This is a genomic window from Sagittula salina (assembly GCF_017813235.1).
In the GTDB taxonomy this organism is placed as follows: Bacteria; Pseudomonadota; Alphaproteobacteria; order Rhodobacterales; family Rhodobacteraceae; genus Sagittula; species Sagittula salina.
Genome location: NZ_JAGISH010000005.1, coordinates 250,360 through 262,693 on the forward strand (window position 1 = coordinate 250,360; position 12,334 = coordinate 262,693).

Below are 12,334 nucleotides of genomic sequence, written 5' to 3' on the forward strand. Positions count from 1 at the left end.
ACGGGGCAGTGTCAGCGTTTGCGCATCGCAGCCTTCAGCGCATCGCCGAGCGCACCGTTGCTCCCGGCGGAGCCTCCCTGAGGACCAGACCCGCGTGGTCCCCGCCCACCGGGACCGCCCTTGCCCCCAGGCCCAGCCGACCCCCGGCCGCCAGAGCGACCTCCCGGCCCCGCATCGCGCGCGACCTTGTCCTCGCGGGCGGAGGCGCCTCCGTCTTTCTTCATCGTCAGACCGATGCGTTTGCGGGGCACATCCACTTCGGTCACGGTGACCTTTACCACGTCTCCAGCCTTCACCACCTCGTGCGGGTCCTTCACGAAACGGTCCGCCAGCTGGCTCACGTGCACCAGCCCGTCCTGATGCACACCGATATCGACAAAGGCGCCGAAAGCCGCGACGTTGGTCACGGTCCCTTCGAGCACCATGCCCGGGCGCAGGTCCTTGATATCCTCCACCCCGTCGGCAAAGGTCGCGGTCTTGAACGACGGACGCGGATCGCGGCCCGGCTTTTCAAGCTCGCCAAGAATGTCGCGCACCGTGGGCAGGCCAAACCGGTCGTCCACGAACTGCTCCGCTTTCACCCCCTTCAGCGCCTCCGGTTTGCCCATGATATCGCGGATGTCCCGCCCGCAGGCCTGCACGATCCGCCGCGCCACGTCGTAGGCCTCCGGGTGCACCGACGACGCGTCGAGCGGTTCCTTGCCATCGCGGATGCGCAGAAAACCCGCGCATTGTTCGAAGGCCTTCGGCCCGAGACCGGTGACCTTCAGCAGTGCCTTTCGGGAGTCAAATGCGCCATGGATATCGCGGTGGGTGACGATGGCCTGCGCCAGGCTCTGTCCCAGCCCGGCCACATGCGACAGCAGCGGAGCGGATGCCATGTTCAAGTCCACGCCCACGGCGTTCACCGCATCCTCCACCACGCCCTCCAGCGCCTGCGCGAGGCGGCGCTGATCGACGTCGTGCTGGTACTGACCGACGCCGATGCTCTCGGGCGTGATCTTCACCAGTTCCGCCAGCGGATCCTGCAAGCGCCGCGCGATCGAGACCGCACCACGCAAGGAAACGTCGAGTTCCGGGAATTCCCGTGCCGCCAGTTCAGAGGCCGAATACACGGAGGCTCCTGCCTCCGAGACGACCACCTTCGTGGGTTTTTCCCCCGGCAGCATCTTCAGCGTCTCGGCGACCATGCGCTCCGTCTCGCGCGACGCGGTGCCATTGCCGATCGCGATCAGTTTTACCCCATGACGCTTTACCATCTCGGCGATCTTCGCCTGAGCGCCGCGCAGGTCCATTCTGGGCTGGAACGGGTAGAGCGTCGCTGTCTCCAGAAGTTTGCCTGTCGCATCGACCACAGCCGCCTTCACCCCCGTACGGATGCCGGGATCGAGGCCCAGCGTCGCCATCGACCCGGCGGGGGCGGCCAGCAGAAGGTCCTTGAGGTTGCGGGCAAAGACGTTGATTGCCTCCTCATGTGACCGACGGCGCAGATCCGACAGAAGGTCGACATACATCGAAAGCGACAGCTTCACCCGCCAGGTCCAGGCGGCGGCATCCCGCAGCCATTGGTCGCCGGGGGCGTGGCCCGGGACGCCCACCGCCGCTGCGACCATGTCCGTGGCGCGTTGCACGCCGGCCTCCGGTTCCGGCGCGATCTCGATGGTGACGACCTCTTCCTTTGCCGCGCGGAGGATCGCCAGCGCCCGATGCGATGGAATGCTGGCCCAGTCCTCCTGATGGTCGAAGTAGTCGGAGAACTTCGCGCCCTCCTGCTCCTTGCCGGGGACGACCTTCGCGGTGATCCGCGCCTCTTTCTTCATGAAATCGCGCAAGCCGCCCAGCAGCGCCGCGTTTTCCGTCAGCTCCTCCGCAAGGATGTCGCGCGCGCCGTTCAACGCATCCTTGGCCGTGGTGACAGCGTCCGACAGGAACCCCTGGGCCAGGGCCGCCGGGTCCTTGCCACGGTATTCCTTGATCGCCGCCAGCAAGGGTTCCAGCCCGTTTTCGCGCGCGATCATCGCCTTCGTGCGCCGCTTGGGTTTGTAAGGAAGGTAGAGGTCCTCAAGCACCGCCTTCGTGTCCGCCTGCGCGATGGATTTCGCCAGCGCATCGGTCATCTTGCCCTGACCGGTGATCGACTCGACGATGGACTTCCGCCGTGCCTCCATATCCCTGAGGTAGGTCAGCCGGTCGCCCAGCGTGCGCAGCTGCGTGTCATCCAGCCCTCCTGTCACCTCCTTGCGGTAGCGCGCGATGAAAGGCACCGTGGCGCCCCCGTCCAGCAACTCCACGGCGGAAACCACCTGTTTCGGGCTGGCGCCGATCTCGGTGGCGATGGTACGGGAAATACGCTCTGCAGTCTGGTCGGTCAGGCTCAAGGCAAAACTCCATGTGTTCGGGAAGGCCGTCATACCGCCGGCCCCCGCCCCCGCCAAGTCCGCATCTTTTCACGCACTCTGTATGGAACGAACCCGCCGACGCGGCGTTTTGCAGGACATTCAACCGTGCGGCGAACATTACGGGATGTCGCACCCAGTCTTCCGGGACCCACATCATATGCCACCCAAACCCGCGCCACGCACCGCGAGCCGCCTGCCTGCCACCGGGCCCCTGCGCCGCATCGCGCTTATCGGGGCGGGGCCAACAGCGGTCTACACGCTGAGCGGGCTGATGCAGTCGCCCGTGGCACTGGAGATAGACATATTCGAATCCGGGCGGCAGATCGGCCCCGGAATGCCCTACTCCGAGGAAATGAACGACCCCGCAATGCTGTCAAACATCGGCAGCCGCGAATTGCCCCCGGTGATCGGTACACTGAACGAGTGGCTCAGGGAGTTGCCGGTCGATCAATTGGGGCGGCTCGGTCTGACAGAAGCGATGCTGGACGAGGACAGCTTTTATCCGAGGCTGACGCTGGGCGCGTGGTTCACCGCGCAAATGGCGGAACTGATCGCGCGCGGTCGCGGGCGCGGCCACCGGATCGAGGTGCGCCTGCGCCACCGCGTGACCGACATCGCGCCGCGTCCGGACGGCATCCACGTCAGCTGGCAAAGCCCCGACGGAAGCGGTACCGCGACCTATGATGATGCGGTTCTGGCCACAGGTCACGCGTGGCCCGACCGCACCGACGCCGGGGTGCAGATGATTTCACCCTGGCCTGCGGAAAAGATCGCCCGCATGGCACAGGACCGGATCGGTGTGCTGGGATCTTCGCTTTCTGCCATCGACGTGGCGGTTGCCGTAGCGTCCGCGCGCGGGCGGTTTTCGAAGGATCAGACCCGGTACGAAGCACGGCCTTCGCGGGATTTCACGCTCACCCTTCTGTCGCGCAAGGGACTGCTGCCAGAAGCGGACTATTGGTATGACCTCCCCCTGCCCGAAATGCCCCGCCTGGCAAAGCTGGCAAACCTGCCCGGTGCGAAGGTCGCGGCGGCTTATGACGCCTTCCTCGAGGACCTGACAGAGGCCGACCCCGACTATGCAGCGGCCCTCGGTGCCCCTCCTCTCGAAGGATTCGCGGAAGCCTATTTCGCGCGCCGGATGGATTGTGATCCCTTTGACTGGGCCGAACGCAACCTTCGCGAGGCCGAAGAGGGTGTCGAACAGCGCCGGGCAACGCCGTGGCGCAGCGCCGTGCTGCGCGCCCACGAGATCTTTGAAGAGATGCTGCCCGGTCTTCCAGAAGCCGAACTGAAACGGTTCCACGCCACGTTACGCCCGGTCTTTGTCGATTGCTATGCCTGCGTGCCACACGATTCGATCCGCCGGATGCTGGCGCTGCACGCGGCTGGACACCTTAACGTCGTTGCCACCGGGGAGACGCCAAAGCTGCGACAGGAGGGCAAGGAGATCGCACTGGACGACGAAGGTTTGCGGTTCGACGCGTTGGTCGATGCCCGCGGCCAGCAGGCGATGTCACTGAAGGATCTGCCCTTCCCGTCGCTGGCAAAGGCAACGCTGCCAAAACCACTGCGATTCGAAGATTATATTCTACCGCTGGCGGTGCCCACCACGGGACGGGTGCATTGCCTTGCCCTGCCTGTGTTGCTGCGGCGGCATCCCTTTGCCCAAGGGCTGGTCAACGCCGCCGAAATGGGGGCCGAAACCGCCCGTGCCATCCTTGTCACTCTGGCCGTGCCCGAGGCTGCGGAGTAAGCGCTTAAAGGCGTGCCAGCACGGCCCGCGCAGCGCGCAGGCCGGGTTCCTCGCCCTCTCGACCAAGGCGTTGCATCGTGAGGTCCATCGCCTCGCGCTGCGCGCCGGGTCCGTCGAGCACGCGCAGGACGCCACTGGCGATGGCCTCCGGCTCGCAGTCCTTGCCGATGAACTCCGGAATCGCCCGCGTTTCGGAGACAAGATTGACCAGCGTCACCGTGTCCACCAGCAGCAAACGCCCGATGATCTGCCGGCTGAGCCAGCCCATGTCGTAGGCGATCACCATGGGCGTGCCGTTCGCGGCCAGTTCCAGCGAGACCGTCCCGGACGCGGCCAGGGCCACGTCTGCCGCGCGGAAGGCCGCGCGTTTGGCGGCAACCGCGTCCTCGTCAAGCGGGTCGATCACATGCACTGGAGCGGACCAGCCGGCCACCTCCGCCCTGACCCTCTCCGCCACGCCGGGTGCAGCGGGCAGCACGAAGGCCAGATCGGGCCGCCGAACCGCCAGTCGCTCCGTCACGTCGCGGAAGACCGGCAGCAGACGTGTCACCTCTGACCGTCGTGAACCCGGCAGGATCAGCGCCAGTTTGCGCCCCTCCAGTCCCTCCGACCGTCGCCACGCCAGTGCGTCCTCCTTGCTCGCCACGTCCTCCAGCACCACCGGATGGCCCACAAAATCGCAGTCGATCCCGACGCGCTCCATGTAGGGCGGCTCGAACGGCAGGAGCGCAAGAACCTGATCGACCACGCCCACCATTTTCGCTGCGCGACCCGGACGCCATGCCCAGACTGTCGGTGCCACATAATGCACCACGCGCTGGGATGGGCGCGCCGCCTTTACCCGTTTGTTCACGCGCAGAGAGAATTCCGGCAGGTCGATGGTCACCACCACGTCCGGGGTCCAGTCGAGTATGGCCTGCGCCGTCTGACGAATGCGCGCCTTCAGCGCACGGTACTCGCGCAGGATTTCCACGATTCCCATGATCGAGATCTCGTCCATGGGGAACAGGCTCTCCAGCCCCTCGGCCAGCATCAGCGGGCCGCCGATGCCGCGAAACTCCGCTTCCGGACGGAGCGTGCGCATACCGCGCATGAAGGCCGCGCCCAGCTTGTCGCCCGATGCCTCCCCCGCCGTGATGAAAACCTTCATGACGCGCCCCTTTCCCGTACCCAGAGGAACATCCGCTCTGCCGTCAGCCGTTTGCGCACGCGCTCCGCTTCCAGAACCATGACGCCGCCCGCCTCGATCACGATGCCGCGCAACCCGGCCCCGGCGGCGCCCGCAACGGTGTCGGGGCCGATGACCGGCAGATCGGCCCGGCGATCCTGTCCCGGCTTCGGCGCTTTGTACAGCACACCACCTGCGGCCCCCTGCAGACGGGCCAGCATGGCGTCCGTGCCGCTGTCGTCCTCGCGCGCCAGCACCGTCTCGCCACGCAGAACACAGGCCTGCCCGAGATCCGCGCGGCCTTGCGCCGAACTGACTTCATCGCCGATCACCGCCACCGCCTCCGCGCCTTCGGGCAGACGCCCCCAGATGCCAGCGGCGGGCAGAAGCCCGGGTGCGGCTTCGTGGGCAGCCAGAACGGAAAACCCCGCGCCCTCGAAAATGTCGATCACGATCCTGAGCGCCCCGTCGTCGCCGCGCCTGAGCGCCCGCAATACACGCGGGACCAAAGGCCAAGTGCACAAGTCGATCCGCCGCCAGTCCAGTGCGGGCCGCGTTATCGAACCGCAAAGGCAGACCTCTGTTACACCCCGGCCTTTCAGCCAACATAGCAGGCTGCCCAAGGTTTCGATCCTGAAGGTCCGATCCACCGCCAGCCGCTCTGGCGGGCAATGGTCCAGCGCGCAGACGAGCACTTCGCCACGCGCCTGCGCCACCGCAAGCGGCAAGGCCCCGCGACCGGCGATCAACGCCAGCACGCGTCAGCCCGGCGTCAGGAACGACCGGTCGCTGTCGCCAAGGATGAACTCGACGATCTCTCGGACGTAATCGCTTGACGTCTCGGCCCCCAACCGGCGGGCCCGGTCCTGGAAGGCGCCTTCACCCTGTGCCAGCATCTGAAAGGCCGCCCGCAAAGCCGTGATATCCTCGCGGGCGACACCGCGTCGTTTCAGCCCCACAAGATTCAGCCCGTCGAGTTTCCCACGCGGCGCCTGCACGAGACCGTAGGGAATGACGTCATTGGTCACCATGGTCACCGCGCCGATGATCGCTCCGCGCCCGATGCGCACCCATTGATGCACGCCCGACAGGCCCCCGACGATGACGTCGTCCTCGATCACGCAGTGCCCCGCCAGCGCGGCGGAGTTCACGATGATCACCCGGTCTCCCACCTGCACGTCATGCGCCACGTGGCAGCCCGCCATGAAGAGACCGTCGTCACCCACGCGTGTTACGCCGCCACCGCCTTCGGTTCCGGAGTTCATCGTGACATGTTCGCGGATGCGGTTGCGCTGACCGATCACCAGTTTCGTCTTTTCGCCCCGGAACTTCAGATCCTGAGGAATTTCGCCGATTACCGCGAAGGAAAAGACCACCGTATCGGCACCGATCTCGGTCTCCCCGGTCACGACGACGTGGGATTTCAACTCCACCCGGTCGCCCAGTGTCACCTCCGGCCCAACGTGGCAGAACGGCCCGATGCGGACGCCCTCACCCAGCTGGGCGCCGACCTCGATGACGGCCGATGGATGGATCAGACCGCTCATGCGCTCACCGGGGCGGGCAGGTCCATCATGGCGGTGAACTCCGCCTCTGCGGCCATTTCCCCGTCGACCTCGGCCACGCCGCGGAATTTCCAGACCTTACCGCCCGGCTTCCCGCGCACGGTTTCCAGTGACATGCGCAACTGGTCTCCCGGCACCACTTTGCGGCGGAATTTGCAGTTGTCGATCGCCATGAAGTAGACCTTCATCTCCTTGTCGGCCATCTCCAGCGTGACGCCGACCATGACAGCCGCCGTCTGTGCCATCGCTTCCACAATGGTCACGCCGGGCATGATCGGCAGGCCGGGGAAATGGCCCTGAAAATGCGGCTCATTCATGGTGACATTCTTGATGCCGACGGCGCTCCGGGTGCCGTCGATCTCCACCACGCGGTCCACCAGAAGGAAGGGGTAGCGGTGCGGAATGATCCGCTGGATCAGCTGGATATCGGCGGTCTGCAGGTCGCTCGTCTCGGTCATCTGGGCCTTGCCTCGTGCAATCGTGTCGCCCGCGTGCCTATCAACTGCACGCTCGCTGGGCAAGCGCCACAGCGGACACCGGCCGGTCCCGAGCTTATGGCTGCGAGGCGGGGGCCAAAGGCGGCTGCGGCGCGGGATCGGCGGGTGTCTCCGGTGCAGTGGTCCCGGCGTCGCCTGCGGCGCCCACCTGCGCATCGATCCTCGCAATGGCAGCATCGGTGATGTCGATGGCATCCATCACGACCAACACGCTACGCCGTTCCAGCACCACCGTGGCCCCCGCTGCGCGCATAAGCCCCTCAAGAACCGGGCGCGCGGCGGCAAGGAAATCGATCCGGCTCTGATCACCCCGACGCCCAACGGCCTCGGTCTTGATGTCCTGCTCGGCACGGAGGCGCTGCACCTTTTCGTCAAAAGCCTCCGCGAGTTTGCGGAACTCCCTCGGCGGTGTTGCCGCGCGTTGCGCGGTCAGGCGCTTTTCCTCCTCGACCAGCTCCGCCTCGATGCGACGGTTCTCCGCGGCAATGGCGGCGCTTTCGCGGCGGATCTCTTCGGCCATGCCGCGGCCAAAGGCGCTCTCGGCATAGGCGCGCTCGAAATCGATGACGAGGATGCGGCTTTGCGGCACCTGCACGCCCGTCGCCTGCATGCCGGCCACTGGCGCACCCTGCCCCGCCTCCTGTGCGCAAACGCCCCCGGCCGAAAGACCGAGGGCGAAGAGGCAAGCCAAGCCGGAGCGCAACAGGCGCATGGGATCAGAACTGGGTCGAGATGGTGAGGTTGAAGTTCTTCGCCTCATCCTGCTTCTGCTTCTTGAGCGGCTCGGAGAAATCGAGCCGAAGCGGACCCAGCGCGCTGTCCCAGAATACCGAGAAGCCAACCACGTGCCGCAGGTCGAAACCGGACGATATCACGGTGTTCCCCGGCGCGGGCGAAACGCCCGAGTTCACTCCCCAGACAGAACCCATGTCGTAGAACAGACCGCCGGAAATGCCGTATTCTTCAGGCAGACCGATGGGGAACTCCGCTTCGAACTTTGCCACGGCGTAGTAGTTGCCGCCCAGCGGATCGCTGTTGCCTGCCGCATCCACCTCGCGCGGGCCGATCCCGCCGTATTCGAAGCCCCGCATCAGTGAGGGCTGGATCTGGTAACGGTCGGTGACGCGCGACAAGCCCTTCGAATAGCTCAGGGCGCCGCCTTCGACGGTAGCGCGCAGCGTGACTTCCTCGCTCCAGACCTTTGTCTGCGCGACGGCCTTTGCCGAAGTCTTTACAAAGTTGGTGTCCCCGCCGAGCCCGCCGAAGTCCTGGCCGAACTCGATCAGGGTGCGGTTGTTGGGGCTGAGACCCGCGCGTTTCGTGTCCCAAGTGTAAGTGTAGCCCAGCGAGCTGTCTACGCGGCGGCCAAGCGTCGCCTCCTGCTCGATGATGCCGCCGGTCAGGGACCCACCCGCCGCGATTTCAGACACACCGGCGGTGTAACGAAGCTGCAGCCGCCCATTGTCGGACACCGGGAATTCCACGAAGGGCCGGAAGAGCCCGGACGTCGTGTCGTAGTCCGAACCGAGGTTGTTGGTCTCCGAATAGTTGACCGTAACGCCCAGAGCGAGATCCTGCCCGAACACCGCCGGCTCCACGAAGCTGAAGCCGTAGTTCTTCGTCGCGGAGGCGCTGCTGATCTGAAAGCTGAGAGCCTGCCCACGGCCGAGGAAGTTGCGCTCCGAGAAGGAGGCCGTGGCGCCGAAGCCGCCGGTGGACGAATAGCTCGCACCGAAGGAGAGCGACCCGGTCGGCTGCTCTTCGACGTTGACGTCGACCACCACCTGCTGCGGCGTGGAGCCTTCCTTGGCGTTGACGTCGACGTTCTTGAAGAACCCCAGCGCGCGGATGCGTTCCGCGCTTTCGCGGATGGCGCGCGGGTTGAACGGGTCGCCTTCGACGGTGTCGAACTGGCGACGGATGACGCGGTCAACCGTGGTGGTGTTGCCCTCGATGTCGATTCGCTCGACAAAGATGCGCGGCCCGCGCACGAGATCGAAGGAGACGTCCAGCGTCAGGTCGCGGTCGTTGCGGTCGACGCGCGGATCGACACGGACGAAGTTCAGACCCTCGCGCACGGCGAGTTTTTCCAGGCGGGCGATCTCTGTCTCGACGCGCGTCGGCGAATAGACCACGCCGGAGCGCAGCTTTATCGCGCGCTGGAACCGGTCCACGTCGACGTCGGGGAGGTCGGAATTTACCGTCACCTGCCCGACGCGGAATTGTTGGCCTTCTTCGACGTTGAAGGTCACGAAGTAACCGTCACGTTCCTGCGCCAGTTCGCCGTTCACGCCGGTGATGCGGAAGTCGACATAGCCACGCGCCATGTAGAAGTCGTTCAGCAACTGCTTGTCGAAAGCGACGCGATCCTCGATGAAGGTATCCTTCTTGATGATCGCGCGCAGGATGCCGGCCTGTTTCGTGTCGATCACGCGGCGCAGGCGGCGGTCGCTGTAGACGGTGTTGCCGACGAAACCGATGCGTTCCACCTCGGACACGCCACCTTCGAAGATCTCGAAAACGAGGTCGATGCGGTTATCCTTGCGGCGGATCACCTTCGGCGTCACCCGCGCGGCAAGGCGCCCCTGCTGCACGTAGGCCTCGGAAATCTTCTGGGCGTCATCCTCCGCCACACGCGGGCTGAACACCCGGCGCGTCTGGCTCTGCACGATGGTGGCGAGATCTTCGTCCTTGATCCGCTTGTTGCCCTCAAAGGCGATGCGGTTCACCGTGGGATACTCGACCACGCGGACCACCAGCGTATTGCCCTGCGGCACGAGTTCGACACTCTCGAACAGACCGGAGCCAAGAATGCGCTGGTACGCATCGTTCAATTCACCGGCACTCACCCGCTGACCGGGCGTGATGCGGGCGTAGGACAGGATCGTGCCGACCTCGACCCGCTGATTGCCCTGAACGTCCACGGTAGTGAAACTGTAGGCCTGCGCGTAGGCGGCCTGCGGGACGACCGTGATGGCAGTCGCCGCCCCCAATCCCACTGCCATGGACAGGCAGACAGCCTGGACCATGCTCAACCGTGCGGTTTCTTTTTTCAGCGCGTTACGCGCGGAAATGACCTTTGCCATTTTAGCTGATCCACTTCGACATCCCTCGCAAAGTGGTTACCGGGAATGCCCGGGCTTGTCAAAAGCCCTGCCGCCGTTTTTGCGCGGGATTTCGGCGGTTCCCCATCCGGCAATACCAGATGCGGGCCGTTCCCGACCCGCTTATCCCCTGCACAGACGGGACATGTGTTGTCTCAGAGAACAAGCGTCCCGACAAGCGCGCCAAAAAACAACGCAAAAGCAATGGTACAGACATAGAGCAGCCGGTCGAAGTTGATCGAGACGAGCAGGCTCATGCTGCGGTATCCGGCGGTGATGGTCGACATGGAATCGGTCCTTGGTGTCAGTCCAGTTGCAGTTACCCCCTTATGGCCATGGATTCGGGCGGCATTTGGGCATTCCTCCGAAAAAGGGTCGAGCTGATCGAGACAATGCGGCCTTCGGCGCTGCGCTGTCGGCCTACGGAATACGAAAACGCCGCCGCGACCCAGCGCGGCGGCGTTTCCTGCAACGGGTGGAAGTGCATCAGGGGCAGAACAGGTCGTTCGTCAGCCCGAAGGCCATCATGCCCAACACGAGGAACAAGCCGATCGACATCAGAACCTTCAGCGCGCCTTCGCTGGGCGGGCGGCCTGAGACAGCCTCGTAGGCGTAGAACACGAGGTGTCCACCATCCAGGACCGGGATCGGAAAGAGGTTCAGCAAACCGATGGCCGTAGACAACACGGCGATCAACCAGATGAAGTTCGTGGTCCCCTGGCTCGCCATGTCGCCAGCCGTTTCCGCGATTCCGATGGGGCCCGAAAGGTTGCAGGTGCTGATTGCCCCCGTCGCCATGTGCCACAGCCCCGATACCGAGCCCGACATGATTTCCCACATCTGCACCACGCTCCCCGAAAGCGCCTGCCACAAGGAGGGCGTTACCGTGTCCGGCTCGAAGATGGAACCACTGCCCAGACCGATGCGGTAAACCGTGCGAAATCCGCCTTCCGCCAGGGGTTCGTCCACGCGGCGTGCCTCAAGCACTTTGGTCAGCACCTCGCCATGGCGCCAGATTTCCAGCTCGACCGGCGCGCCTTCGGATTTCTCGATCACTTCGGGCAATTGCGAGAATGCAAAGACCGGGTCTCCATTCAGCTTGGTGATGACGTCGCCCGTCTGCAGGCCCGCGTCCATCGCTGCCGAGCGCGGCATGACACTGCCGACGATGGGCGCCAGCAGGTATGGCCCCTGCACGGTGATTTCCTGCCCGTCGCGCAGCACGTCATAGTCGAGCAGCGGCTCCATCGGCAGGCCGCGCAGAAAATCGCGGTAGGCCGCACCGGCGTCCGGCCCCGGCAGTGGCTTTCCCTCGATGGCGAGGATCTGGTCCCCCTCGCGCAGTTCCTGCGTGTAGGGCGTAGGCTGAAGCTCGGAAATCACCAGCGGGTCCGACGTCACGCCCCTGAACAGGAACACGGCGGTGAAAATGATGATCGACAGGGCAAAATTGAACGCAGGCCCCGCCGCCACCGTCGCCGTACGCGCCCAAAGTGGCGCGCCGATCATGGTCGAACGCTTCGCCGCCTCGTCCATGTCGTCCAGCGCGCCATCCTCGGCGATTGCGCCGGAGGCATTGCCGTCGCCACGGAATTTCACGTAGCCGCCAAAGGGGATCAGGGCCAGTTGCCACTTCGTCCCGTCGCCATCGACGCGGGACCAGATCACCGGGCCAAAGCCAAGGCTGAACACTTCGGGGAAAATCCCGGACTTCTTGCCGACAATGTAGTGGCCATATTCATGAATTGCGATGATGACCGACAGGGCCACGATGAAGAATACGGCCGTCCAGAGAAAACCTCCGAACGTCGATGTCAATGTCGTCAGATCCAAAATGTGCCCCTT

10 protein-coding genes are annotated in these 12,334 nt (G+C 64.9%); 1 reads left to right on the top strand and 9 read right to left on the bottom strand.

Annotated features, from left to right (window positions below; translation table 11 throughout):
- Nucleotides 1-11: 11 nt before the first annotated feature.
- Nucleotides 12-2,372 carry a Tex family protein gene (locus tag J5474_RS10985; protein WP_425342885.1) on the bottom strand — a complete coding sequence of 787 codons (2,361 nt, stop codon included), beginning with the start codon at nt 2,370-2,372 and terminating at the stop codon, nt 12-14.
- Between the two features lie 184 nt (nt 2,373-2,556).
- On the opposite strand from J5474_RS10985, the gene J5474_RS10990 reads away from it, so the two are divergent.
- Nucleotides 2,557-4,155, top strand: a complete 1,599-nt coding sequence (locus J5474_RS10990; RefSeq protein ID WP_209360949.1) for an FAD/NAD(P)-binding protein — start codon at nt 2,557-2,559, stop codon at nt 4,153-4,155.
- Nucleotides 4,156-4,159: 4 nt separating this feature from the next.
- On the opposite strand, the gene lpxB is transcribed toward J5474_RS10990, so the two are convergent.
- From lpxB to rseP, 8 genes are all read right to left on the bottom strand, one after another.
- Nucleotides 4,160-5,305, bottom strand: coding sequence for a lipid-A-disaccharide synthase (lpxB, locus tag J5474_RS10995; RefSeq protein WP_209360950.1), 1,146 nt, complete (start codon nt 5,303-5,305; stop codon nt 4,160-4,162).
- The gene (locus J5474_RS11000) at nt 5,302-6,081 is read right to left on the bottom strand and encodes an LpxI family protein (protein WP_209360951.1); all 780 of its coding nucleotides are present in this window, start codon (nt 6,079-6,081) and stop codon (nt 5,302-5,304) included. The genes lpxB and J5474_RS11000 overlap by 4 nt, the downstream gene beginning before the upstream one ends.
- A 3-nt stretch (nt 6,082-6,084) precedes the next feature.
- On the bottom strand, nt 6,085-6,870 hold the full coding sequence (gene lpxA / locus J5474_RS11005; protein WP_209360952.1) for an acyl-ACP--UDP-N-acetylglucosamine O-acyltransferase: 786 nt from the start codon (nt 6,868-6,870) through the stop codon (nt 6,085-6,087).
- A complete protein-coding gene (gene fabZ, locus J5474_RS11010; RefSeq protein WP_209360953.1) occupies nt 6,867-7,346 on the bottom strand; it encodes a 3-hydroxyacyl-ACP dehydratase FabZ in 480 nt (159 codons plus the stop codon). Before fabZ ends, lpxA begins: the two co-directional genes overlap by 4 nt.
- A 94-nt stretch (nt 7,347-7,440) precedes the next feature.
- Nucleotides 7,441-7,995 (bottom strand): OmpH/Skp family outer membrane protein, encoded by a 555-nt coding sequence (locus J5474_RS11015; protein WP_245216389.1) that lies wholly within the window; start codon nt 7,993-7,995, stop codon nt 7,441-7,443.
- A 106-nt stretch (nt 7,996-8,101) separates the two neighbouring features.
- Nucleotides 8,102-10,471: an outer membrane protein assembly factor BamA gene (gene bamA, locus J5474_RS11020; RefSeq protein WP_483414423.1), complete on the bottom strand. Its 2,370-nt coding sequence runs from the start codon at nt 10,469-10,471 to the stop codon at nt 8,102-8,104.
- A gap of 173 nt (nt 10,472-10,644) precedes the next feature.
- On the bottom strand, nt 10,645-10,776 hold the full coding sequence (locus tag J5474_RS22990; protein WP_280842513.1) for a hypothetical protein: 132 nt from the start codon (nt 10,774-10,776) through the stop codon (nt 10,645-10,647).
- Nucleotides 10,777-10,975: 199 nt separating this feature from the next.
- Nucleotides 10,976-12,322 carry an RIP metalloprotease RseP gene (gene rseP / locus J5474_RS11025; RefSeq protein WP_209360955.1) on the bottom strand — a complete coding sequence of 449 codons (1,347 nt, stop codon included), beginning with the start codon at nt 12,320-12,322 and terminating at the stop codon, nt 10,976-10,978.
- Nucleotides 12,323-12,334: the final 12 nt, after the last annotated feature.

Coding starts and splice junctions, on each gene's coding strand:
- J5474_RS11015 (WP_245216389.1), bottom strand. CDS start 7,995: ATGCAGGCGACGGGCGTGCAGGTGCCGCAAAGCCGCATCCTCGTCATC.
- lpxA (WP_209360952.1), bottom strand. CDS start 6,870: ATGAGCGGTCTGATCCATCCATCGGCCGTCATCGAGGTCGGCGCCCAG.
- bamA (WP_483414423.1), bottom strand. CDS start 10,471: ATGGCAAAGGTCATTTCCGCGCGTAACGCGCTGAAAAAAGAAACCGCA.
- J5474_RS10990 (WP_209360949.1), top strand. CDS start 2,557: ATGCCACCCAAACCCGCGCCACGCACCGCGAGCCGCCTGCCTGCCACC.
- lpxB (WP_209360950.1), bottom strand. CDS start 5,305: ATGAAGGTTTTCATCACGGCGGGGGAGGCATCGGGCGACAAGCTGGGC.
- fabZ (WP_209360953.1), bottom strand. CDS start 7,346: ATGACCGAGACGAGCGACCTGCAGACCGCCGATATCCAGCTGATCCAG.
- J5474_RS22990 (WP_280842513.1), bottom strand. CDS start 10,776: ATGTCGACCATCACCGCCGGATACCGCAGCATGAGCCTGCTCGTCTCG.